Genomic DNA, 23,939 nt, shown 5'->3' on the forward strand with positions numbered 1-23,939 from the left:
AATGATAACAATTCTCATTTCACCAACATGAGCAATGAATTTTATAAGGTGTGCTATGAACTCAATCAAATGGTCTAACTCAGCTTTTGCTCCCTCACAATTTAACTGTGGTTACCAACGGTTAGCTCTGCCATTGTTATTGATCATATTGCTGTTTAATGAGCATACTCGCTCGCTCTCATTAAGCGCTCTTTCTGATGCATTCTGGGCCGTATCAACTTATGTCGCGTTGACCTTGACCTGCTATCACTACTTATCTCGTTATATGAGCTCTGCTCACTGGCTGGTTTTGGCGTACCAACAATCAAGGCACATCCAAGTTATTATTGCTTCTTTACTGGGTGCGCTGCCCGGATGTGGTGGAGCCATTGTCGTTACAACGCAATTTGTTAGCGGACGCGTTGGTTTTGGGGCATTGGTTGCGGTATTAACCTCTACCATGGGGGACGCAGCATTTTTACTATTGGCAAGTAAACCACTCACAGGATTGGGCGTTATTAGTATCGGAATTATTACTGGTTGTCTGACCGGATTTGTGATCAATTATTTTCATGATGATGCCTTCTTACGCCCACAGAAAAGTCAGCTTCAGCTATCACCACCAACAAACTCTCCATCACAACATGTGCAATCAACAGCGCTGAATTTGCAAGGGCTGTTTTGGAAACTATTGTTGATCCCCACTTCTTTTGTTGCGCTCGCCGGATCGTTCCAAATTGATCTTAATGTATTTTTCAATTTAAAGGCTCAAACCATGCAATGGATAGGAGCAATACTTGCCATTATTAGCATGCTACTTTGGTCTCTCACCACAGAACTCGACAGTTATCAATCCACCGTCTCTGAAGATAAAAAAGTGCAAAGTGCCCACCCTATTCAAAAAGCTGCACAAGATACTCACTTTGTCAGTGCGTGGGTCATCATTGCTTTTCTATCATTTGAATTGATTCGTCATTTTTCTGGCTGGGAGCCGATTAAAGATTTAGCTGAATGGGCTGAATGGATGCCTTTACTAGGCGTCGTTGTGGGTTTATTACCAGGTTGTGGGCCTCAAATATTAATCACTAGCTTATACCTTTCTGGTGTAGTGCCATTCTCAACCCAAATTTCAAATGCGATCTCTAACGATGGTGACGCGCTTTTTCCTGCCATTGCATTAGCACCCAAAGCAGCGATACTCGCCACAGTGTACACCTCAATACCAGCTTTAATCGTAGGATATGGATGCTATTGGTGGTTTGAAATGTAATACCAAACACAGATTAGCGTTTGGTTACATTTCATATTAAACACTGTACCTAAATGACTTGAAGTAGGAGAGGTATACAAAGTGTAAAGCAATACCAAATCCTAACCTGAAGTAATAACAGCACGACTGGTTAAACCGCTCGCCAGTGGCACTTCCAGCACCTGAACCGGCTCTACTGATAATTTTTCTCCAGACCAGTAATCATACCAATCCACCGCATAATTGGCCGTTAAGGTGTAATCTTGAGCTTTACCACCATAGTTAAACAAACAGTGCAAATCATTACGATCGGTGAGTTTCAAGAAAGCATGATTAAGCGCCAACGACGTTAATTTTGCCGATTCCTGATTATGTTTGTGCCTAATCATTAGTTTAATTAAGCTCTGTTTCGCAAAACTGGTTAGATCCGGAAGTGGGTCACCTGAAAGCAGTAAGCCACCACAGGCGAGCAGTACATTACGGTGGAATTCGTAGTTTGCGCGCTCAGTCGATTGATTCGGTAAAGAAGTGAACGTGGCACAATCAGGATCAATTTGCCATAACTTACGATGCTGCCAACTTCGGTAGAAAGCCTCTTTCGCTATTTGCTCAAAACGATGTGCGCAGCGCTCGACATCATCCGATACCCGCATCGCATCCACCAAACCTAATGATGGCCACATCGGCGCATTACAGCCCAATAACCAGGCATCTCCCGCCCCCTCGGCAATGGCTTGCATTCCAAGTCGATACGCTTCAACCCCCGTAACTCCTGTTTGGTAGCGACGACCTTTGAGTGTCCCCCAATAATTAGCATCTAGTTTGAATAACTCGACGCCCCACTCTTCTCGCATGGTTTTAACAACATAAGTTAAGTGCTCCTGCACTTCGGGATTGGAAGTATCTAAAATATACCAAGGTGTACAACGCCAGCCTCCATAGGTAACTTCGTCTGCTTTCATTGGCTGGCGATTTGCACCTTGTACGAACCAATCGGGGTGTTCTTTAAATACCTGAGATTCTGCTTGAGCGATAAATGGAGCCAGCCAGATCGCCGGTTTTTTCCCCGCTTGCTTGATATCTTCAATGACGGATTTTACACCACGAGTAAATTTATCCGACGGGGTTAGCCAATCTCCCATAAATGCTTGATAACCGTCATCAAGTAATACCCATTCGAGCTCCGCCAGCTCCCCTTGCATACAAGCTACATTTGATATGACGTGCTGCTCTGTTACGTCTGCATAATAAGCATACCAAGAACACCAGCCGATAGGTGCTTGCTGGGTAACCCCTGAACGAGGCTGATGATGCACCATAATATGTTGAGCATACTCGTGATAAAGCGTAGATAACGACTCCCCTCTTAAGATAACCACCGATTCTAATTGATTTTCGGCCCAATCTTGTGGGTGCGTATTTTCCCCATCAATAGCAGCAACGAGGTAAGAATGTCCTCTCTCTTCAATCATCTCAAAGTATCCGGCAAAACGATGACATGAAGTAAAACCGAACAGTTGATAGCCTGTAGATTCTTCAACCACCAAATAGTTGTAGTACCGTTTTGTATCTTGGGGGGAATAGATACGATAGCTTAAGCTGTTATCTGGACAGCGACCTACATCTTGCGGGTAGTGTGGCTGGCCTGCCGTTTGCGCTAACATTTGGAAACCATCGCCGATCACTTTCGCGTCAGATTCTACGTCGAATAAGAGACGAAATAATGCATAGCGATCAGAAATCGGGGAATTGTGAATTCCCGCATAGGAAAAATGAAGTTCACAACCTTGCAGCTCAGCATTCAAATCCGATTGGAGTAGTTCCACTTCTCGATGGCACGGTAGCAGTATTGTTGTCATGGTAACCTCAGCAAAAATGACTGTTATTAACAGTGTCTAATGAATTAATAACTCAGTTAGTTAATTGGGTCACGTTTTATCTTGGTTAACTACTTATCAACCGATTTGTTCAATAATAAGAAAGAATAATGCCAGCTCAAAGGCTGGCATTGCAATATCACTTAAGATGTAAGTCTCTGCTAGGGTTAGACGACTTCTAGTGGTCCACCGAACGACGTTACTGGCGGCACTTTACCGGTAAACTTCTCGAAGTCGACAATACACGTATTGGCTGAAGTCGCCTGCGCTAGCTCAGATGACCCCACATCTAACGTTAAGGTATTTGGATCACCATAAGTACAGATAGCACCATCTTTCTCGCTTAACGGCCCATACCATGCACCTTCTTCGATACGAATGATACCACGAGGGTAGCTATCTGATAGCACAGCCCCAGCAAGTAACTGACCACGATCGTTATATACTCGAACCAAATCGCCGTCTTTAATACCTTTTTCCTTAGCATCAATCGGGTTGATATAGACAGGTTCACGACCTTGCACCGCGTAAGTTGCACGATACTCTTCAGATTCACACATTTGTGAATGCAGGCGTTTATCAGGGTGACAAGACTGTAACCAGTACGGGTGTTTTTCCGAACCTGGACCGCCATGAGAACGTTCGGTTTTCTCAAACCACATTGGGTGATCTTGGCAATGTTCATAACCATAACGCCCGATTTTACGTGACGTAATTTCAATGAAACCTGATGGCGTACCTAGCGCGTTGATCTCTGGATCTTTACGGAAATCCGCATGACGAACCCAAGGTTTGCCTTCACCAAAATCAAGCACGCTTTGCTCCCAGAATGCATCAAATTCCGGTAGTTCAAATTTACCAGCATTGGCTTTCTTACAATCTTCATACAGTGAGCGTACCCACTCCATTTCATCCATTCCACGAGTAAATTCCTCATGGCGGCCAAAACGGCGAGTCAGTTCAGTGAAAATCTCAAAGTCAGTACGAGATTGGAACAACGGATCAACCAAACGATGCATTGCAATCAAACCCTTACCTGAGTACGAGCCGTAAACGTCGATATCATTGCGCTCGAACTGTGTACAAGCTGGCAGTACGATATCAGAGAAACGACATGTTGCAGTCCAAGCAAAATCAACTGTTACTACGGTTTGAAGCTTGCGGAATGCTTTCTTCATGCGGTTACGGTCTTGATGATGGTGCCACGGATTATTACCCGAGATAACCATCATCTTATAATCCGGCAATTTTACTTTTGAACCGTTATAACGGATCTCTTTACCGGGTTCTAACAAACAGTCCACCCAACGCGCAACTGGAATGGTTTTACTGTAGCCGTTGTAGTTCTCGTTATCCCATTTCGGTTTAGAACCGGTATCCAAGTTACGAGGAAAACCACCTGGCGCAGCAAAGCCGGTTGATGACACACCAATACCTGAATAATGGTGTCCATAAGAAATACCACCACCAGGTAGGCCAATTTGACCAACCATCGCCGCAATAACCGCGCCCGCCCAGTATGGCTGTTCACCATGCTCTTGACGTTGGATACACCAACCAAACAGCAACTGCGTGCGGCCATTAACTAACATGCGAGCGAATTCGCGGATTTTCTCAGCGTTTACACCACAGATCTCAGCCGCCCACTCTGGGGTTTTAACGACTTTATCTTTCGTTTCACCTTGCACATACTGAATGAAGGTATCAAAACCTAGACAGTATGTTTTAATGAACTCTTTGTCGTAAAGATCTTCGTTATAAAGCACATGCGCCACCGCCAACATAAACGCCACATCAGTCTGTGGGTTAATGTATAAGTGGTCGTTTTCTAGGAAACGTTGTGTTTTGTTCTTGACTGGATCGACCGACAGTACGTTTATCTCCCCTTTTGCTACCTTTTCTTTTAACTGCTCAAGGTAAGGGAAGGATTGGTGAGTTTCACAGTTCCAACCAACTTGGAGGTTTTTGACAGGGTCGGTTGCCCACAGCACAATATTGTCTGAATTTTCTAAGATTTCAGACCACGATGTACCTTGAGCATACACTTCGGTTGAACCCAATACGTAAGGCAAAATCGTTTGACCTGCCCCTGTCGAGTAGTCACCGACTTTGCTGATGAAGTTACCGTGCATACCTACGCCACGTTGCATCATCGCCGTACAGTTGTGGAAAGAACCAGTCTGGTTCCAACCCGTTTGACCTGCGTGCAATGCCCATGGGCCATAATCTTTCTGAACACGTTCCAGTTCACGATAAAATAGGTCCAACGCTTCATCCCAAGTCACTCGGATGAAACGATTATTACCACGCGTTTCTGCGCTGTACTTATGCTTCTTCAACCAATCAAGACGAACCATTGGGTAACGCACACGTGAAGGGCTATAAATAATGCCCTTAATGCCGTTAAGCATATCGGTTGGGTGAGTATCAGACTCTAACGGTTTGATCTCTTGAACTTTACCCGCGTAGATATGGGCGCGAAATGCGCCCCAGTGAGAACCGGATACTTTCCACGTTCCTGTTGTTTCTGCGGCATTAGCTGCTGTCGAGGCCAGTAAACTAGGGCCAATAACCGACGCCGCGCTGGTGGTTGCTACACCTTTAAGAAAACTTCTTCGTGTAATAGCCATTTTAAAAACTCCGTGTGACGTTGATTAATGGTGGCCTTCAGCAAAATCTGAAGAGTGTTTTTGCAAATACTTCAATACTAAGGCTTCGCTGTCAGTATCAAAGTTAACGAACGCCATCATACCGTTGAACATACCTGGCCAAGTATTCGCATCAAAGTGCGCTTCATCCGGTTGAGTGTGACAAACGGAACAGTTGGTTTTGTAAGCTTCACTGGCTTTTTCCCAGATAGGGGCAACATCGCTTAGCATCGCTTCTTTCTTCATCCAGACTTTCGCACTGACTTTCTCCCATGGAAGGCCTGTCAGATCATCCACTTTTTTCTCACCAACAGCCACGATAGAATCACTTTGGGCCGCTTCTTTCATCAGCGAACCTACCGCGATATTCATACCGAAGTCTTCTTGAATCACACGACCAAAGCCTTTGGCTTTTCTCCAGCCATCAATTTCAACCTGCACCATCTCACCTTTCTCATCAAGAACGGTTACGGTAGAGGCTGGGTTGAGTAAACCGGCTTCAACTTTAGCTTGTGCATCTTCATAAACCGGTAAGAAACGAACGCTGACAATCTGTTTGCCGACAGAGTAATCCGTACGAGATGCCATACCTTCAAGCTCACCAATTAGGCCACCTGAACTGTCCATATTTTTCGGCAAGTTATGCGCAATGCCTTTATGGCAATCAACACAACTTTGATCTTTCTCTGCCGCCTGTTTCATTTGAATTCGCGCGGTTGGAGACATTTGCTCGAAATCCATAGATTCGTAGTTATGGCAATTTTTACACTCTAGGGACTTGTTAGCAGAAAAACGATCCCATTCATGTTTTGCCAATTCAATACGGCGTTCTTCAAATTTTTCAGGTGTACCTAAGTCACCAAAAATTTGTGCAAACACTTCTTTAGAAGCTTGCATTTTACGCGCAATTTTTGCCGTCCATTCATGTGGAACATGGCAATCAGGACATGTAGCACGAACACCTGAGTGATTTTTCCAGTGAACCGTTTCTTGTAATTCAACGTACACATTGTCACGCATGGTGTGACAACTGATGCAGAATTCTTCAGTATTGGTTGCTTCCAGTGCGGTGTTGAAACCACCCCAGAAAATGACACCAGCGATAAAGCCCCCCATGGTTAACACACCAAGGCTGATGTGAACCGCTGGGCGGGTCATGGTTCGCCAGATTTTGACTAACAATGATTTCATGATTAGCTCTCTTAAAATTTCGATCAAAAGTGGAAGTTATAAGCTACGGAACTAACCGTGCACACCTGGGGGACCTAAGAAGAATACTTGTAGCATCCAAACAATAAATCCATAGCCACCAACAAAGGCGATGCTTAAGATCGGAAAGAGAACTACGGTAATTAAGAGGAAAGATTTCCATTCAAGAGAACGCTTCTCACCACTCTCCATTTTATTAACATCACTCATACATTTGCCTATTTTGTAATGAAGTAATTTTGAGTAGCTCGGCCTAACAAGCCAAACTTTTACAATTTCTAATGTAAAATGTTAGACCATACTCTTAGTAAGGTTCAATAAATTAACACCTCACCAGGCCTTTAATAACACACTTTTTTGAGCTCATACCGAGTTGTGTTTTATTAAAAAACCATGTGTAAATATATGAATAAATGTGTCATTTTAATTTTGTTTTAAATATGTTAAATGGGGAAACAAAATGAATACATCCATCAAGTGCAATAAAAATGTATGACTGAAAAACCCCCAAAAAAATGGATAAAAAAACGCGACAGTGTAAAGAAAATGTTGCTAGAAAATGCAAGGGAAACATGATTTTCTCCCTGTAAAATTAGACCTAAACAAGGCGTAATTAGGGAAACTAAAGACGAATTCGAGGAGAGAAAGTAATGAAAGTTAATCTACACCCAAACAACTTGAAATTGTAGGTAAGCGGCAAGTGAGTTCATCCCCATGAGCATAGATAAACCATGCGATTAAAGTGAACTAACGTAGCCATCACCGCTGCAACTTCAAATAGGAAGAGGATAAGATAGGAAAGTCAACGATGCGTGACGGGCAATAAGGGAAATACTTGCCCTAATAGAGTGCATTAGTACACAAAAGCTATCCGATTTTCGTACTAAAAATCATCAAGTTAATCTTACACACGATCTTTAAAACAGCTTATCCACAGAAATTGTGGATAAGCTAGCTATCCCCTGAAAAAACCTTTAGCGGTGAGTTTATTCCGGGGTTTAAAAAAGCGACGTTAAACGTCGCTTTAAAGTAATTGATAAACCCAACTATCAGTGTGATTCATCCCGCAGGTAAATAAGCCAATACCACATACCAACAAACACACCACCACCAATAATATTACCAATGGTCACTGGTAGTAGGTTATTCATTAAAAAACCCATCAAATTCAAGTCAGCATAATCGGCAATATTGGCTCCTGTCATTTGCCAAAATTCAGCTGGAGCAAAATATTTAATACCAATCGCCATAGGAACTTGAAACATGTTGGCAATACAGTGCTCAAAACCGGCTGCGACAAACATTGCAACAGGTAAAATCATCACCATAATTTTATCGGTTAAAGTACGACCGCTAAAAGTCATCCAAACCGCAATACAGACCAGAACATTACACATAATGCCAAGCGCAATGGCTTGTAAAAACTCATGATGCAGTTTGTGTTGAGAAATAGCCATGGCGTTTAGTCCAACTTGGCCGCCATCAAACATATACTGCTTAGACACCAGCATACAGGCAACCAACAACAACGCCCCAGCTAAATTGCCAAAATAAACAATGACCCAGTTTTTGATCAGCATTCCCCATGAAATTTTACCACTAGCTCGAGCCACTAGAGTTAACACCGAGCTAGTAAAAAGTTCACCACCAGTCACCACCACCAAGATCAGCCCCAAACTGAAAGCGAGGCCACCAATAAAGCGACTTAAACCCCAAGCCATATCACCAGTACCAGTCGTTACCGTGGTATAAAAAACAAAAGCAATACCGATGTGTAAACCTGCTGAAATAGCAAGTAGGAACGACTTGACTGGGTCTTTGGTTGCTTTTCCAACACCAGTTTCCGCAGCGCGTTCAGCCATTTGTGGTGGCATTAAGGAGTCAAATTGGTTTAAGTTCATGGTGAAACATTTTGAAACAAGTAATAGAGGACGCGGATAATCGCTCCATTTCCCGATCAATTCAAGGGCTATTTTTGATGTTTACTGAAAATGTTTTTACCGTGACATGATGCATGGAATTTAATCATGTAAACAGAGATCAATTCAGAATAATTGTCGATTTATTGCACATTGATGATTTTATCTCTTCAGCTCGATTAATGCCGACATTCTCAATATGCGCACTCAATGCAAGTTAGACAGTTATCAGCGCTGCAATGAGAATCGGGGGTTTCTGACTCAATGGATAATACTGTGTGAAATATCCCCAATTTGGTTGCAGCTAACACTTCTTACAACAACTGATTGCAGCAACATCAAGAGCAATTTATGGTGAGAAAAAATCATTCACTATATAGGTGCCGAGATGAAATTTACTCAACAACATATCGCCGAGCTAAATCTGCTGCTTCAATTTGACTTAAGCAGTGCTGCGACAGGCATTAAAGTGCACAATGATGCATCTGAAGAGATACAATCTGCAGTGAAAAGCTTGTTTAATAAAAATCTATGTACTCTGCCTGACGGTGGCTACTTGACCAATGAAGGAATTGAAGTGGCTGAACATGCAGAGCGAGTCTTACGAGTGCTATGCTCTTAGTCAATAGCGTTTATTTGTGATTCAGACGTTGGGCTATAGCATCAATATCCACTTGCTTTAGCCCTTCATTAAACACTCCTCTCCATTTCCTACCTTGTTCTGTATTCTTAAATGCAACAAACAATTCAGCATCCAACAATAACCTTTCATTCATTTTAACTCGTGACTTAAGGATATCTGCTCTTGCGTCTGTAGCAACTAAATATTCAAACACGTTGACATCAATCACCGCAAGATCAAGCCTCCCTTTAGCCACTTTGTAAATATTATGTCTGTCATCAATTTCAGCCTCCCAATCAACCTCACCTTTTTCAATTAGCTCATCCAACTCAGCAGTATTTTTATAGCCTTGCACAACACCAAGACGGTAATCGGTCAAGTCCTGTAAAGACTGCCATAAAATTGGTTTTGCTATCGCCTCAACAAAACCAAGAGGCCCTGTCCCTATTGGCTCAGAAAATACAAAACTGTCCGTTTCAAAAAAATATTCAGGGAAGTAACCAATATAGAGATCTTTCTTAGCGACCGATGCGACCGTGCGTGACCATGGGTTAAAATCGACCTCGAGCTCATAACCCATGATATCGAATGCGGCTCGTGCAACTGCCACAGAGAAACCATTTTCTTTCAAACGAGCGCCAGAATAAGGCGGCCACTCCAATGAAGTGAGGTAAACCGTCTGCCGTTCAGCATTCACATTAAAGGCAACTAGTAATATGAGTAATATCCTAAACTTCACGCCCTGAAATCTCCTCACTACTCAGTTACTTAACTATTTTAGCTCATCACTCTTTTGAGCCTCTGATCTTAAAGACAAAAGTTTATACGGTTGCCATTTATCATAGCACCAGTTAAAGACCATCGTATAAATAAAGAAAAACACTAGGAATCCAATATCCAATATCAGTGCTTGCCAAAGCGTGATCTCTAAAACCCAAGCAATAGCAGGGATAGACACAAAAACCAGCCCACCTTCAAAACCAGTGGTATGTAAGAGCCGTATTTTCGCGCTTCGGCCAGATCTATCACTGCCAAATAATCGATCAAATAGAATGTTGTATTGATAGTTCCAAACTACGGCAAGTAAGCTTAATCCAGCCCCCACCATAGCCAAGTCACCACTACCCTGCCCTGTAATCAAGGCTGAAAGAGGAATTAAAATTGCGAGTGCGGTAAGTTCAAAAACAACAGCATGGAAAATTCGTTCTTTGACCGACATAGAATCTCTCTTATTTTTGATTGAGATATTTTTGATGCCGTCATTTTCATCTATATTATAGATACTTAAAAATTAGATAGTATCGGTTAAATAGATATGTTGAGCATTGAACAATTAGAAGCTTATGTTGCAACGATCACTTCAGGGTCGTTTTCAGGTGCTGCTCGGCAACTCGGCAAGGCACAATCGGTGATTAGCCAACACATAATGAACCTTGAGATTGATTGTGGCGTCACTTTATTTAACCGTTCCGGTCGATACCCACAGCTCACGACCGAAGGTAAAAAGCTGTTACCTTATGCTGAAGCGACCTTGCAACAACATCGACGCCTAACCCACCATGCCAAGTTGCTCGCTTCTACACCGAATCAACAATTTTCATTGGCCATGGACGAAGGTATTCCGCTGCAAGGTATTCCGCGTCTATTTAGCGAGTTATCTTTGCAGTTTCCGATGATTGAAATAGAGTGTCTGAGCGCTTCAAGTTCTGACGTCATCGAGATGGTGGAACAAGGAAGAGCCACCTGTGGGATCGTATTTAGTGAATTTGTGTTACCCAGCAATTTAGATTTCGAAAGTGTTGGCTCGATAAAATTTGATGTCTATGTCGCTGCTGGACATGAACTGGCTCGTAACAAGGCGGCACATATTGATATGCTTAGGCTTCATCGACAATTAATTATTCGCTCACGTAACCATAAGTTCAGTAGCGTCAATCAAGCACTCAGCCCCGACATTTGGTATGCCGATAATTATTATTTATTGCTAGAGATGGCGATTGATGGTCTTGGTTGGTGCTTACTGCCAACTCACCTCGCGGAAAGTGAACATGCCCGTGGTAAACTGGTTCGCGTTCCGGTGGAGTTTGAACAATTAGCTTGGTTTACGAATATCGACGTGATTCAACATCAAAAATTGAGTTCTGACCCTATTCACAAAGCCGCGCGGCAACTTCTTCGGACACTTCGTCCATTGGCATTTTCTTAAGAAAACGACCACTCGTTGGTCAAGGTAGAAGCTCTATTTAATGATGTAACAACTTAGGGAGAACTTGTTTCATGAGTACAATAACGATTATCGGTACAGGCTGGCTAGGTCTTCCCTTAGCGCAAACTCTGTCTACGAAAGCGCACAATGTTTATGCTAGCCGAACCACCCTTTCTGGTGTTGACGAGCTGACAGACAAAAGGTTACACGCTTTTCGCTGCGATCTAACTCAGCGCGATCACAGTTTATCCCAACACCTTATTCAGCAACACAGTGACATTGTTATTGGCTGTTTTCCGCCGGGCTTACGAAAAGGAAAAGGGCAAGACTACCCCATGCAGTGGCAATATTTGGTTGAGCAAGCCAAACTCGCCAATGTGAAAAAAATAATTATGGTCAGTTCTACATCGGTGTACCCTAACGTAGCAAAGGAAATGCTAGAACAAGATGCCTCATTATTGTTAGCACAACAAAATGAAGCCTTCAGTGATGGTGCACGAATTATGCTCCAAGCCGAACAATATGTGATCGATTCTGATCTTAATTACGTTATCGTGCGCTGTAGTGGGTTAATTGGCCCGAATCGTCATCCCTCACGCTTTGCGGCGCGCCTGCCGCAAGTCAGTCGATTGGCACCAGCAAATATGTTGCATCTGGAGGATGCTGTCGGAGTGGTGACTTTTGCTGCGGAAAAATTGTCGAATCAAATTGTGAATGCCACGACACCACAAACTGTCAGTAAAGCCGAGTTTTATCAAGCAGCGCTGAATGCCGCACAATTAAACTCTCCTCTCCCTCCCATTGTCGACATTGCAGATAAACGCATAATGAGTAACAAAATCGAACAATTAGGTTATCAATTCCACTATGGCAACACGTTAGAGGCTCTCGCGATCCATGAGTAAACATCTATACCAACATATTGAAACGCTCTGGCAATACATGCAAATGGGGCAACAACTCAGTCCGGCTGACATTATCCTTGTTTTTTGCAGCAATGATATTTGTGTTGCTGAATATGCGGCCTCTCTATATCATCAAAAACTGGCACCTTACCTAATGTTTTCAGGTGGTCAGGGTCGTTTTACTGAAGGACTTTTTGACAAAAGCGAAGCGGAAACATTCGCCACCATTGCTAAAGATGCAGGCGTACCGAGTGAACATATTCTACTCGAAACTCACGCCACAAATTCAGGAGAGAACGTGCTATTAACTCACGAGCTACTTCAGCAAAAATCGATACAAACACAGCGTATTATTTTGGTTCAAAAACCATTTATGGAACGCCGAGCCTTTGCGACTTTCGAAAAACAATGGCCTGAGCATTACCAATCACTGGTTGTGACCTCGACTGGCGAATCGTTTTTCGATTACCTCAACGAGGAATTCACTTTAGATGTGGCATTGACTGCCCTACTTGAGGATTTTTCGAGGATAAAAACCTACCCCGACCAAGGCTTTCAAACGAAGCAAATTATTCCAGATGAGGTCGAGCAAGCGTATCACGCTTTATTGAGATTAAACCTTTGACAAAAACATACAAAGGGAGGCTAACCTCCCTTTGTATAATACTGCGGTTGGGGTCAACGGATATACTACAGCTTCAAGGAGGAGGGCTATTTACCTAACGCTTCTTTATAGTGCTCGCGGCAAACTGAAACATATTTATCGTTACCGCCAATAGCCACTTGATCACCTTCTGCGATCGCGACACCATGTTCGTCCGTTCGGATCACCATATTGGCTTTACGGCCACAATGACAAATCGTTTTCAATTCCACCAGCTTATCGGCCCAAGAAAGCAAATACTTGCTGCCTTCAAACAACTCACCAAGGAAATCCGTGCGTAAGCCGTAGCAAAGTACGGGAATGTGTAGTTTATCGACCACTTCAGTTAATTGATACACCTGCTCTTTGGATAAGAATTGGCACTCATCGACCAAGATACAGTGGCGCTTTTGCTGTTTATTCAATGTTTCAATTTCTTGATAAAGATTACTTTCAGCATGAAATAATTGAGCATCAGATTCTAAACCAATACGTGAGCTTACTTTTCCAACACCAAAACGATCGTCGATCGCCGCCGTGAAAATGACCGGCGTCATGCCACGTTCTTGATAATTAAATGAAGATTGCAGAAGTGTTGTGGATTTCCCTGCATTCATCGCAGAGTAGTAAAAATACATTTGAGCCAAAAGAAAGGTTCCTGTCACTAAGTCAATTGGCGAGAGAGACATGCTCACTCAAATTACGAGGTTGCTTTATAACCAACCAAAAATAAAAAGGGTGACTTTCGCCACCCTACTCACTATTTTTATTCCGCTTTTTCTTTGGCTGCGGTAACAGCGATAGCCAACTCTTGCAGCGAAGCTGGGTTCGCTAGGCTTGGAGCATCTGTTAGCAGACACGCTGCAGCGGTCGTTTTAGGGAAGGCGATCACATCACGAATATTCTCGGTTCCACACAACAACATCACAAGACGGTCAAGGCCAAAGGCAAGACCTGCATGCGGTGGTGTACCGAATTTCAGTGCGTCTAGAAGGAAACCAAATTTCAGTTTTTGCTCAGCTTCATCGATACCAAGGATATCGAAAACGGTTGATTGCATTTCTGCATTGTGAATACGTACCGAACCGCCGCCAACTTCATAACCGTTTAGAACCATGTCATAAGCATTAGAGTTAGCAACCGCAGGGTTAGCTTTCAGCTCTTCAGCCGTTAAATTCAATGGCGATGTGAACGGGTGGTGCATAGCATGTAGGTTGCCTTCGTCATCTTCCTCAAACATTGGGAAATCAACAACCCATAACGGTGCCCATGCTTTGTCATTGGTGATCTCTAGGTCTTTACCCAACTTCAAACGTAGTGCACCCAATGCTTCAGAAACAACGTTTGCCTTGTCCGCGCCAAATAGAATGATGTCGCCAGACTCTGCTTGTGTGCGATCTAAAATACCGTTTACCACATCCTCAGAAAGGAATTTCGCGACTGGAGATTGAACACCTTCCATACCTGCAGCGCGGTCGTTGACCTTCATCCATGCCAAACCTTTCGCACCATAAATACCAACAAACTCAGCATAGCTATCAATTTGCTTACGAGTCAATGCAGCGCCGCCAGGAACACGGATAACCGCTACGCGACCTTTTTCATCGTTTGCTGGGCCTGAGAATACTTTAAAATCAACGTCTTTAACTAGGTCTGCAACATCGACAAGCTCTAATGGGTTACGTAGATCCGGTTTGTCACTACCAAAACGACGCATCGCTTCGCTATACGGCATCACAGGGAAATCACCTAAGTCTACATTTAGTAGCTCAAGCCACATGTTACGAACCATTTTTTCCGTCACTTCACGCACTTGATCGGCGCTCATAAATGACGTTTCAATATCGATTTGAGTAAATTCTGGTTGGCGATCAGCACGTAAATCTTCGTCACGGAAGCATTTTACGATTTGGTAGTAACGGTCAAAACCAGACATCATCAGCAATTGCTTAAACAACTGAGGAGATTGTGGCAATGCATAGAAGCTGCCTTTGTGAACACGACTTGGCACTAAGTAATCACGCGCACCTTCTGGTGTCGCTTTGGTAAGCACAGGTGTTTCAATATCAAGGAAGCCATTTTCATCTAAGAAACGACGAACGAAGCTTGATGCTTTAGCACGCAGTTTAATGCGATCACTCATTTCTGGACGACGTAGGTCAAGATAGCGATATTTTAAACGCTGCTCTTCAGAGTTCTTTTGGTTGAAATCGAGAGGCAGTACATCTGAACGGTTAATGATTTCAAGACCCGTTGCTAGAATTTCAACTTCACCCGTTGCCATATCTTTATTGATTTGGCTTTCAGGACGAGCGCGAACCTCACCAGTCAACTTAATGCAGAACTCATTACGCAGTTGGTTGGCAACTTCAAATACATCGGCCATATCCGGATCAACCACCACCTGAACGATGCCTTCACGATCTCGCATATCAACAAAAATAAGACCGCCTAAATCACGACGGCGATTAACCCAGCCGCACAACTCTACAGTTTGTCCTGCGAGGGACTTGTTCAGGTGACCACAATAATGGCTACGCATAATGAATTTCCCAATCTCTAATTAGTTATCAATTCTAAGCTACTGAGCTTCAATGTCTCGGCAGCGCAAAGTTCCATTTATACGCTGAAAGATGTGCAAAATCGACCTTCCAGAATACAATTTGTTGTGTTTTATCAAGCGTTGCTGCTTTTTAGGCCAATAATCAACCCAAATAGTCATACAACCGAAAAATTGGAGCTGATTATAGCGTTAAAATATCCAAATCATCAAAACTCTCGTAGAGTAATTCTTTTAAAAGTGAATAAAAGGTAGTTATGGCAGATTTACCACTACGACTGGGGCTCACTCTTTGGTCGCACCCTAGATGGCAAAGCGGATTCTATGGTTCTGGCACCCAAGCAGCACAACGGCTAGAAAAGTATGCCAGCGTATTTCATACCGTAGAAGGCAATACCACCTTCTACGCATCCCCCTCTGCCAATACGGTGCAAAACTGGAAAGCCGCAACCAGTGATCACTTTCGTTTTACTTTTAAATTGCCAAAGGCCATTACTCACCAATACATGCTGAATGGTTGTCAGGATCAACTCAAAACGTTCATGACGTTAATGGAGCCAATACATCATCGCGTCGGCCTTTGGACTATTCAATTACCCGCAGCTTTCGGCCCGCAACATATCGCTAGTTTAAAAAGGTTCTGCACCTATTTCCCTGCCAATTTCCCTTTGGGCATTGAAGTACGACACCTTGAATTTTTTGCCAAAGGGGAAGCTGAGAAACAATTGAATCAATGGTTATTGGAAATCAACGCCAATCGGATCATTATGGATAGTCGCCCTGTTTTTGCGGCAAAACCGACGACAGAAGCCATTATTGATGCCCACAAAAAGAAACCAAAAGTACCGGTCCATGCGATTAGCACTGCGGATAAACCAATGGTTCGCTTTATTGGCCACCCTGAATTAGAGGCTAACCTGCCCTTTTTTACCCCTTGGATGGCTAAGTTGCCACAATGGATTGCACAAGGTAAGCAGCCTTACTTAATGATACATACGCCAGATAATGTCGAAGCTCCGCAGCTTGCCTTAAAGCTCTACCAACAACTTCAACAGCAGATTACGCTGCCCAAACTGGCTTCATTTCCTGCACAGAAAAATAACCACCAAATCACCATGTTTTAAAGTTACTGCTTGAGATTAATGACAGACGCATGGTTTTCTCATAAAATACGCGCCTTTTTTGGGGTATTAGAATAACCATTGCCCTTTTGCTAGCCGCCGTGAGGTAAACCCATGAGCCATAAAGACATCATCTTTTCTGCTCCGATCGATAAAATTGGTGATTTCACGTTTGATGAACGTGTTGCTGAAGTATTCCCAGACATGATCCAACGCTCTGTGCCGGGGTACAGCAACATAATCTCTGCCATTGGGATGCTAGCTGAACGTTTTGTAAAACCTCATTCGACGATCTACGATCTGGGTTGTTCGTTAGGCGCAGCAACACTCTCAATGCGTCGCCATATCAAGCAAGAAGGTTGCAAAATTATTGCGGTTGATAATTCTCCTGCAATGGTTGAACGCTGCAAACTGCACATCAACGCCTACCGTTCTGACACGCCAGTGGAGGTAATCGAAGCCGATATTCGAGAAATTGAAATCAGCGATGCCTCGGTTGTTGTGCTCAATTTCACTCTGCAATTTTTGTCGCCTGAAGATCGTTTGGCGCTGCTTGAAAAGATCTACGCGGGCCTTCGCCCCGGAGGCATACTGATTTTATCTGAGAAATATGTGTTTGAAGACGAAACGGCTCATGAACTTTTGATAGATTTACACCATGATTTTAAGCGTGCTAATGGTTATAGCGAACTTGAAATCAGTCAAAAACGCAGTGCGATTGAAAATGTGATGCGTCCTGACTCTATCACCGCTCACAAAGCACGCTTTGAGCAAATTGGTTTCTCAAGCTTCGAAGTCTGGTTTCAGTGCTTCAATTTTGGCTCAATGTTCGCTATTAAATAGCTTAATGTTTACCCCATTCTCTCTAACGGTGTGAGTATCCATCTCTACGCCGTCTTTAGGGCTTTTACCCAATGCTAGGAATACCTTGTACAATGTTTAACTTTGCCAATTTTTATCAACTGATCGCCCAAGATACTCGTCTTCAACCTTGGCTGAACATTTTGCCACAGCAATTGACGGACTGGCAAAACGCTGAACATGGTGACTTTGACCGCTGGGTACGAGCGCTCAACAAGATCCCTGCGGGAATACCAGATAATATTGATCTGAAAAACTCAGTCACTCTATCAAATAGTTCACCCCTTGAAATTGGTGAGCAAAAAAAACTGGAAAGCTTACTTAAGACTTTTCACCCATGGCGTAAAGGACCATACACTCTGCATGATATCCATATTGATACAGAGTGGCGCTCTGATTGGAAATGGGATCGCGTATTGCCGCACATTTCACCACTTAATAATCGCTCCGTTTTGGATGTCGGCTGTGGCAACGGCTATCACATGTGGCGCATGCTTGGCGAAGGTGCTCGTTTATGCGTGGGTATTGACCCATCTCACCTTTTCTTGGTGCAATTTGAGGCGGTGCGAAAGTTACTGGGTGACGATCAACGAGCACATTTACTGCCGTTAGGGATAGAGCAATTGCCTGAGCTCAATGCGTTCGATACGGTATTTAGCATGGGCGTGCTTTACCATCGACGTTCACCATTAGATCATCTTATTCAATTAAAAAACCAATTGGTCTCTGGCGGAGAGTTGATCCTTGAAACCTTGGTTATTGAAGGTGACGAAAATGCGGTTTTGGTTCCCGTTGACCGCTATGCACAAATGCGTAACGTCTACTTCTTCCCTTCCGCTAAAGCGCTTAAAGTGTGGCTAGAAAAATGTGGATTTGAAGATGTTCGTATCGTCGATGAAAATGTCACCTCGGTGGGTGAGCAGCGAACCACGCAGTGGATGACACATAATTCACTGCCGGATTATCTTGACCCTAACGATCCGACAAAAACGGTTGAAGGTTACCCTGCGCCAAGGCGTGCCATTCTTGTCGCTAAAAAGCCATAATTGACACAGTTTTAACGCTTTGTGGTATGTATAACATTAACCTTGCCCAAGGATGCTTCACGCATCCTTTTTTATGGGCTAAACTTGGGTTTACAAGCACTTATCCACCAAACAAAATAAGGTCGCAAATGTTTAAGCGAATAGCACCCGTTGCTGCGATTGCTTTACTGTCAGGCTGCGCACTGACCAATGGCGAACAATACCATCAAGCTACCCTAGCAGCGATTCAAACGTCTGAATCTAACCTCAACAATACGATGGGCAATCTGGAACTTCAGTTAAGTAACCAGAACGATTATATTGAGAACCTCGAGGAACAAATCTCGAAACTCGACCAAAAAATCGCGAAGATAAAAACCCTCAGCGCGTCAACTCAGCAAAACGATTCAGTATCCGACTCGCAAAAATCAACACCAAATCTCAAAACTCAATCAATTCAAAAGTCTCGCTTTGACGTGGTGCTGGGTGAGGTTGAAAAAGTCACCATAGACTCGATAAAACAATCTTTCGATGCTCGTGTCGATACGGGAGCAGCAACTTCATCACTCAATGCTATTGATATTGAAGAATTTGAACGTAATGGCAAAAACTGGGTTCGTTTTCACCTTTCAGACGGTGTCAAACCCACCGATGATAGTAATTGGATCGAGTCCCCTATTATTCGTTTCGTGAAAATTCGTCAGTCAACTAATAGTGAAACTGAGCGTCGTGCGGTGGTGGAGCTATGGGTAAAACTAGGCAGCATTCACGAAAAGGCACAATTCACTTTAGCTGATCGCTCTCAAATGAGTCATCCTATCTTGCTAGGTCGTGAATTTATTCGAGATATCGCGTTAGTCGATGTCAGTCGCCAATACATCCACTCGGAAACTAAATAAAACTAGGGTAACTTATGACATCACGAGTTCCATTTTACCTATCAATATTCTTATTGATAGCGGCAGGCATCACACTCAGTGTATTTCGCCATCAGACCTATGGGGTGCCATGGACACCCGGAGAAACTCGCCAAGTTTGGGATATTGAAGCTAGAGTCGAATTCACCGCCATGGATAAAGAGGCGAAAGTTTCGTTAGCTGTACCTCATACACAGGACGGCTACACCTTAATTAATGAGTCCTCATCATCCCCGGGTTACGGCGTATCCTACATTACAACTGACACAGGCCGACGCGCAGAATGGTCGATTCGTAAAGCTGAAGGTCCACAAACTATTTATTACAAAGCTCAATTTTTGGTGGATCCACAAGCCGATAGCGACTCAATTCCTCCTACTGATGAAGCAGTGGTTAAACCGACCTTTAATGGTCCAGAAGAAGCCGCAGCGCTAGCCTTAATTGAGCAAGCAAACCAACGTTCGGCAGACGACATCACTTTCACCAGGGAATTAATCAAAGCACTCAACGATACTGATAGCCAAAATTCATCATTGCTTTTGAATACAATGACCAAAGTTGAGGCGACGGAAAAATTGCTTTCTTATGCTCAGGTGCCAAACAAAGTCGTTGGTGTTATTACTTTGGAGGATGGTCGTCGACGCCAAATGATTCAACACATGAATCAAATATGGAATGGCAAACAGTGGCTATTGTTTAACCCTGAAACAGGGACTCAGCCTACCCATCCAAACCTATTGGTTTGGGACGAGTCGAACGTATCCCTACTTGATGTCATCGGCGGTCAAAATAGCAAAGTTCACTTCACAATGCTCTCGCAAGAAGTGTCATCACAAACGGCAACCAATAACAAAATTGAAGCCGACAAGCTTTTAAACTTCTCCATTCACAGCTTGCCCCTTGAAGAGCAAGCGATGTTTAAAACTATCATGCTGATCCCCATTGGTGCGCTTATTGTTGTCTTTTTACGCGTAATCATTGGTTTGAAAACATCTGGTACCTTTATGCCAGTATTGATCGCCGTTTCTTTTGTCCAAACTCAGCTATTAACCGGTATCGTCGGTTTCTTGTTGATTGTCGGAACTGGTTTAATCATTCGCAGCTATTTATCGAAATTGAACTTGCTGTTAGTGGCCAGGATTTCAGCCGTAATCATTACGGTTATTATGATCATTTCCGTCTTTACGGTAGTGGCCTTTAAGATCGGTTTAACTGAGGGTTTATCCATTACCTTCTTCCCGATGATCATTCTTTCTTGGACAATCGAACGTATGTCGATTCTATGGGAAGAAGAAGGAGCAAAAGAGGTTCTTTTACAAGGCGGAGGCTCCCTTTTCACTTCGGTATTAATCTACCTCGGTATGACTAACTCATACGTGCAGCATTTAACATTTAACTTTATCGGATTACAACTTATCGTGTTGGCCGCTATTTTGTTACTAGGGACTTACACAGGATACCGCTTAAGTGAACTTCGTCGCTTTAAACCACTAGCCGAGGACTAAAGGATGTTTTCACTATCAGAATACACCTCGCCACTTAAGTTACGCCGTAAAGGCATTATGGGTATGAATAAACGTAACCACAGTTATATTGGTCGATACAATGATCGCTCAAAATATCCACTGGTTGACGATAAACTGCAAACCAAATTGATTGCTGAACGAGCGGGATGTACCGTACCTAAATTGATTGGTGTGATCAGCAATCAAGCCGATGTAAAACGTATCCATAATATGGTCAAAGGCTGGCCGGGTTTTGTTATAAAACCTGCGCGAGGCAGTGGCGGCAAAGGGATTTTAGTAATCACCTCACACAAAGATGGCGTTTATACCAAACCATCGGGTACAAGTATCAATGAAGAAGATGTTGAGCGTCATATTAGTAATGCCTTAGCTGGTCTGTTTTCTTTGGGTGGCAAGAACGATGTAGCGGTTGTCGAAAACTTGATTAAGTTTGATAACTGCTTTGATGGCTTTAGCTACGAAGGTGTTCCTGATGTTCGCATCATCGTATTTAAAGGCTATCCCGTAATGGCAATGATGCGCCTATCAACTTCGGCTTCAGATGGTAAAGCAAACTTGCACCAAGGTGCTGTTGGGGTTGGTATCGATATCGCCTCTGGCAAAGCTGTGCGCGCAGTACAATTTAACTTACCTATTACTGAACATCCCGATACCGGAAAAGAGCTAGCAACATTGCAAGTACCTCATTGGAGAAAGCTACTCACACTTGCATCCAGTGCATGGGAAATGACAGGCCTTGGCTATATGGGTACAGATATGGTGTTGGATAAAGAAGAAGGGCCTATGGTTCTAGAGCTCAATGCACGCCCAGGTCTTGCGATACAAATTGCAAATGGTGCAGGCCTACTTCCACGCTTACAACATATTGAAGGTTTGGGCTCACCTCTTATTTACCCAAGTGCCGAAGAGCGTGTGATTTATGCAGCCAAACATTTTGGTACTGGAGAGTTGGTCGACTAATGCTCAAGCACTTCGTGCATGATGACATTCACATAAGCACTCATGGATTGATTGTTTAACTGAAAAATTATGGGTGGTAATGTGCATCTTTCACATTACCACCCATTTTCATAAATAAGCCCACAGTAGTGGAGTGTTATTGAACCACATTGCCACTTTCGATGACTGTTTTACGCACCTTATCGGCAAACGTTAACGCTTCCTGACGAATCTCGTCTTCGTTAACCGTCAATACTTCTCTATCTTTCATCAATAGCTTACCATCAACAATGGAGTGCTTAACATTGGTCGCGTACGCAGAATACACTAAGGCAGAGTAAGGGTTATATACAGGTACCATGTTCGGCGCTTTAGTATCAATGACGATAATATCGGCCTGCTTACCAACTTCAAGCGAACCAATTTTATCTTCCATGTGTAGAGCTCGCGCCGCACCAATTGTTGCCATCTCAACCACTTTAATTGGCGGCATTGCTGCGCGATCTTTATTCGCTAGTTTATGCACTTTCGCCACTTGGTTCAGTTCATCCATTGTACTTAATGTGTTGCCTGACATTGGTCCATCGGTCCCTAGCCCGATACGTAATCCATCATCAAACATTTTTAGTGCAGGTGATACCCCTTTCGCAGATTTGATATTGGCACTCATGTTGTGGGCAATACCTACATCATGTTTCTTCAGCAGTTCAATATCACTGTCTGAGACATTAATAACATGCGCCCCCACTAAGTTAGGGGTTAATGCTCCAATATCAGCCATATAGGCCACAGGGCTTTTGCCACCACTACGCTCAGCAATCACTTGGTCTTCGCGATCAGACTCAGCAAGATGAATCAGAACGGGCACTTGATGTTTGAGCGATAACTGATTGATTTTCTGTAAGATTTCAGTGGTATTGGTATACGGTGCATGCGGAGCAAAGGCTGGCGTAATTCGTGGGTGATCTTTATATTGTTCAATAAAGTTAAGTGCATATTGAATGCCCTCTTCGGCATTACGCGCATCAGCTACGGGGAATTGGATGACCGTCTGACCTAACACCGCTCGCATACCAATTTTATCGACCGTCTTGGCCACTTCATCTTCAAAGTAATACATATCAGCATAAGTAGTCACACCACCTTTGAGCATTTCTACATTGCCGAGCTGAGCGCCAATACGCACCATATCCGGTGATACCAATTTTTCTTCGAGTGGGAATATATATCGATGCAAACGATCCGGCACATCGTCTGCAAGGGAGCGGAACACCGTCATCGAGACATGAGTATGGGTATTGATTAGACCGGGCATTACGATATCACCCTCCGCATCAATGGTTTGCAGCGCTTTGTATTGGTCAATATCGCGACCATCACTCACCGCAACGATTTGATTTTCTTTAACAGCAACCAACCCGTTTGGATAAACTTTCTTATCGTTATCCATCGTCAATACCGTTGCATTGGTAATGAGTAAATCCACATTTTCTGCCGCTATAGCGAAAGAGCTAATAAAAGAAGTCGCCGCTATCGACGTCACTAATAAGGTTTTCTTAAACATTACAACCACCCGATGTATCAAAAATTGCGTCGATCATACGTGAAGAAATGAGTGAATTGATTAGCTTTATTGCCTAAGATTGAAAAGCGTGACATCGATTCACAATAAATCATGTTGTCATAATCTCTCATAAATCTTACCAAACCAGACATAAGCCCCTAATAAAAAA

At 43.3% G+C, this 23,939-nt stretch carries 20 protein-coding genes and 2 pseudogenes; 12 read left to right on the forward strand and 10 right to left on the reverse strand.

What is annotated here, in order from left to right:
- The first annotated feature begins 55 nt into the window (after positions 1-55).
- Positions 56-1,249 (forward strand): putative manganese transporter, encoded by a 1,194-nt coding sequence (locus MCT08_RS09595; protein ID WP_274678315.1) that lies wholly within the window; start codon positions 56-58, stop codon positions 1,247-1,249.
- 101 nt (positions 1,250-1,350) lie between these two features.
- Here the strand turns inward: MCT08_RS09595 and MCT08_RS09600 are convergent, their stop codons facing one another.
- The 5 genes from MCT08_RS09600 to focA all read right to left on the reverse strand — a co-directional run bounded on the left by MCT08_RS09600 (position 1,351) and on the right by focA (position 8,863).
- Complete coding sequence (locus MCT08_RS09600) at positions 1,351-3,087, reverse strand: glycoside hydrolase family 36 protein (RefSeq protein ID WP_261926751.1); 1,737 nt, start codon at positions 3,085-3,087, stop codon at positions 1,351-1,353.
- Positions 3,088-3,272: 185 nt separating this feature from the next.
- Positions 3,273-5,735 carry a trimethylamine-N-oxide reductase TorA gene (torA, locus tag MCT08_RS09605; RefSeq protein WP_053309951.1) on the reverse strand — a complete coding sequence of 821 codons (2,463 nt, stop codon included), beginning with the start codon at positions 5,733-5,735 and terminating at the stop codon, positions 3,273-3,275.
- Between the two features lie 24 nt (positions 5,736-5,759).
- Positions 5,760-6,944, reverse strand: coding sequence for a pentaheme c-type cytochrome TorC (gene torC, locus MCT08_RS09610; protein WP_053309952.1), 1,185 nt, complete (start codon positions 6,942-6,944; stop codon positions 5,760-5,762).
- Between the two features lie 51 nt (positions 6,945-6,995).
- Positions 6,996-7,172, reverse strand: a complete 177-nt coding sequence (gene torE, locus MCT08_RS09615) for a trimethylamine N-oxide reductase system protein TorE (RefSeq protein WP_053309953.1) — start codon at positions 7,170-7,172, stop codon at positions 6,996-6,998.
- An 839-nt stretch (positions 7,173-8,011) separates the two neighbouring features.
- A complete protein-coding gene (gene focA / locus MCT08_RS09620) occupies positions 8,012-8,863 on the reverse strand; it encodes a formate transporter FocA (protein ID WP_053309954.1) in 852 nt (283 codons plus the stop codon).
- A 406-nt stretch (positions 8,864-9,269) separates the two neighbouring features.
- On the opposite strand from focA, the gene MCT08_RS09625 reads away from it, so the two are divergent.
- On the forward strand, positions 9,270-9,503 hold the full coding sequence (locus MCT08_RS09625) for a TIGR02647 family protein (RefSeq protein WP_053309955.1): 234 nt from the start codon (positions 9,270-9,272) through the stop codon (positions 9,501-9,503).
- A 10-nt stretch (positions 9,504-9,513) separates the two neighbouring features.
- Here the strand turns inward: MCT08_RS09625 and MCT08_RS09630 are convergent, their stop codons facing one another.
- Both MCT08_RS09630 and MCT08_RS09635 read right to left on the reverse strand, forming a co-directional pair.
- Positions 9,514-10,242, reverse strand: coding sequence for a substrate-binding periplasmic protein (locus MCT08_RS09630; RefSeq protein ID WP_053309956.1), 729 nt, complete (start codon positions 10,240-10,242; stop codon positions 9,514-9,516).
- Positions 10,243-10,275: 33 nt separating this feature from the next.
- Positions 10,276-10,722, reverse strand: a complete 447-nt coding sequence (locus MCT08_RS09635; protein WP_274678316.1) for a PACE efflux transporter — start codon at positions 10,720-10,722, stop codon at positions 10,276-10,278.
- A gap of 96 nt (positions 10,723-10,818) precedes the next feature.
- On the opposite strand from MCT08_RS09635, the gene MCT08_RS09640 reads away from it, so the two are divergent.
- From MCT08_RS09640 to MCT08_RS09650, 3 genes are all read left to right on the forward strand, one after another.
- Positions 10,819-11,709, forward strand: coding sequence for a LysR family transcriptional regulator (locus MCT08_RS09640; protein WP_053309958.1), 891 nt, complete (start codon positions 10,819-10,821; stop codon positions 11,707-11,709).
- A gap of 71 nt (positions 11,710-11,780) precedes the next feature.
- Complete coding sequence (locus tag MCT08_RS09645) at positions 11,781-12,614, forward strand: NAD(P)H-binding protein (protein ID WP_053309959.1); 834 nt, start codon at positions 11,781-11,783, stop codon at positions 12,612-12,614.
- A complete protein-coding gene (locus MCT08_RS09650) occupies positions 12,607-13,239 on the forward strand; it encodes a YdcF family protein (protein ID WP_274678317.1) in 633 nt (210 codons plus the stop codon). Before MCT08_RS09645 ends, MCT08_RS09650 begins: the two co-directional genes overlap by 8 nt.
- Before the next feature lie 86 nt (positions 13,240-13,325).
- Here MCT08_RS09650 and MCT08_RS09655 read toward each other — a convergent pair whose 3' ends face one another.
- Together MCT08_RS09655 and aspS are read right to left on the reverse strand one after the other, a co-directional pair.
- Positions 13,326-13,904, reverse strand: a complete 579-nt coding sequence (locus tag MCT08_RS09655) for a thymidine kinase (protein WP_274678671.1) — start codon at positions 13,902-13,904, stop codon at positions 13,326-13,328.
- A gap of 119 nt (positions 13,905-14,023) precedes the next feature.
- Positions 14,024-15,799 (reverse strand): aspartate--tRNA ligase, encoded by a 1,776-nt coding sequence (gene aspS / locus MCT08_RS09660; RefSeq protein ID WP_053309961.1) that lies wholly within the window; start codon positions 15,797-15,799, stop codon positions 14,024-14,026.
- 275 nt (positions 15,800-16,074) lie between these two features.
- Here aspS and MCT08_RS09665 point away from each other — a divergent pair, with 275 nt between their 5' ends.
- From MCT08_RS09665 to MCT08_RS09690, 7 genes and pseudogenes are all read left to right on the forward strand, one after another.
- The gene (locus MCT08_RS09665; RefSeq protein WP_274678318.1) at positions 16,075-16,941 is read left to right on the forward strand and encodes a DUF72 domain-containing protein; all 867 of its coding nucleotides are present in this window, start codon (positions 16,075-16,077) and stop codon (positions 16,939-16,941) included.
- 111 nt (positions 16,942-17,052) lie between these two features.
- Positions 17,053-17,781 (forward strand): carboxy-S-adenosyl-L-methionine synthase CmoA, encoded by a 729-nt coding sequence (gene cmoA, locus MCT08_RS09670; RefSeq protein ID WP_053309963.1) that lies wholly within the window; start codon positions 17,053-17,055, stop codon positions 17,779-17,781.
- Between the two features lie 92 nt (positions 17,782-17,873).
- Positions 17,874-18,845, forward strand: a complete 972-nt coding sequence (gene cmoB / locus MCT08_RS09675) for a tRNA 5-methoxyuridine(34)/uridine 5-oxyacetic acid(34) synthase CmoB (RefSeq protein WP_274678319.1) — start codon at positions 17,874-17,876, stop codon at positions 18,843-18,845.
- A 128-nt stretch (positions 18,846-18,973) separates the two neighbouring features.
- A pseudogene (locus tag MCT08_RS18685) lies at positions 18,974-19,178 on the forward strand (ATP-dependent Zn protease); the annotation flags it as partial.
- 107 nt (positions 19,179-19,285) lie between these two features.
- Positions 19,286-19,723, forward strand: a pseudogene (locus MCT08_RS18690) (ATP-dependent zinc protease family protein); the annotation flags it as partial.
- Between the two features lie 14 nt (positions 19,724-19,737).
- Complete coding sequence (locus MCT08_RS09685; protein ID WP_274678321.1) at positions 19,738-21,246, forward strand: inactive transglutaminase family protein; 1,509 nt, start codon at positions 19,738-19,740, stop codon at positions 21,244-21,246.
- A 3-nt stretch (positions 21,247-21,249) separates the two neighbouring features.
- On the forward strand, positions 21,250-22,227 hold the full coding sequence (locus MCT08_RS09690) for an alpha-L-glutamate ligase-like protein (RefSeq protein ID WP_274678322.1): 978 nt from the start codon (positions 21,250-21,252) through the stop codon (positions 22,225-22,227).
- A gap of 136 nt (positions 22,228-22,363) precedes the next feature.
- Here MCT08_RS09690 and MCT08_RS09695 read toward each other — a convergent pair whose 3' ends face one another.
- Positions 22,364-23,770: an amidohydrolase gene (locus MCT08_RS09695; protein WP_274678323.1), complete on the reverse strand. Its 1,407-nt coding sequence runs from the start codon at positions 23,768-23,770 to the stop codon at positions 22,364-22,366.
- Between the last annotated feature and the right edge of the window lie 169 nt (positions 23,771-23,939).

Source organism: Vibrio aestuarianus, assembly GCF_028858425.1.
GTDB lineage: Bacteria > Pseudomonadota > Gammaproteobacteria > Enterobacterales > Vibrionaceae > Vibrio > Vibrio aestuarianus.

Bases quoted from the DNA above. Each gene is read 5' to 3' on its own strand.
- MCT08_RS09665 (WP_274678318.1), top strand. From the start codon at position 16,075: ATGGCAGATTTACCACTACGACTGGGGCTCACTCTTTGGTCGCACCCT.
- MCT08_RS09685 (WP_274678321.1), top strand. From the start codon at position 19,738: ATGACATCACGAGTTCCATTTTACCTATCAATATTCTTATTGATAGCG.
- MCT08_RS09690 (WP_274678322.1), top strand. From the start codon at position 21,250: ATGTTTTCACTATCAGAATACACCTCGCCACTTAAGTTACGCCGTAAA.
- MCT08_RS09645 (WP_053309959.1), top strand. From the start codon at position 11,781: ATGAGTACAATAACGATTATCGGTACAGGCTGGCTAGGTCTTCCCTTA.
- torE (WP_053309953.1), bottom strand. From the start codon at position 7,172: ATGAGTGATGTTAATAAAATGGAGAGTGGTGAGAAGCGTTCTCTTGAA.
- cmoA (WP_053309963.1), top strand. From the start codon at position 17,053: ATGAGCCATAAAGACATCATCTTTTCTGCTCCGATCGATAAAATTGGT.
- MCT08_RS09600 (WP_261926751.1), bottom strand. From the start codon at position 3,087: ATGACAACAATACTGCTACCGTGCCATCGAGAAGTGGAACTACTCCAA.
- cmoB (WP_274678319.1), top strand. From the start codon at position 17,874: ATGTTTAACTTTGCCAATTTTTATCAACTGATCGCCCAAGATACTCGT.
- MCT08_RS09640 (WP_053309958.1), top strand. From the start codon at position 10,819: ATGTTGAGCATTGAACAATTAGAAGCTTATGTTGCAACGATCACTTCA.
- MCT08_RS09695 (WP_274678323.1), bottom strand. From the start codon at position 23,770: ATGTTTAAGAAAACCTTATTAGTGACGTCGATAGCGGCGACTTCTTTT.
- MCT08_RS09650 (WP_274678317.1), top strand. From the start codon at position 12,607: ATGAGTAAACATCTATACCAACATATTGAAACGCTCTGGCAATACATG.
- focA (WP_053309954.1), bottom strand. From the start codon at position 8,863: ATGAACTTAAACCAATTTGACTCCTTAATGCCACCACAAATGGCTGAA.
- torA (WP_053309951.1), bottom strand. From the start codon at position 5,735: ATGGCTATTACACGAAGAAGTTTTCTTAAAGGTGTAGCAACCACCAGC.
- torC (WP_053309952.1), bottom strand. From the start codon at position 6,944: ATGAAATCATTGTTAGTCAAAATCTGGCGAACCATGACCCGCCCAGCG.
- MCT08_RS09595 (WP_274678315.1), top strand. From the start codon at position 56: ATGAACTCAATCAAATGGTCTAACTCAGCTTTTGCTCCCTCACAATTT.
- aspS (WP_053309961.1), bottom strand. From the start codon at position 15,799: ATGCGTAGCCATTATTGTGGTCACCTGAACAAGTCCCTCGCAGGACAA.
- MCT08_RS09625 (WP_053309955.1), top strand. From the start codon at position 9,270: ATGAAATTTACTCAACAACATATCGCCGAGCTAAATCTGCTGCTTCAA.
- MCT08_RS09635 (WP_274678316.1), bottom strand. From the start codon at position 10,722: ATGTCGGTCAAAGAACGAATTTTCCATGCTGTTGTTTTTGAACTTACC.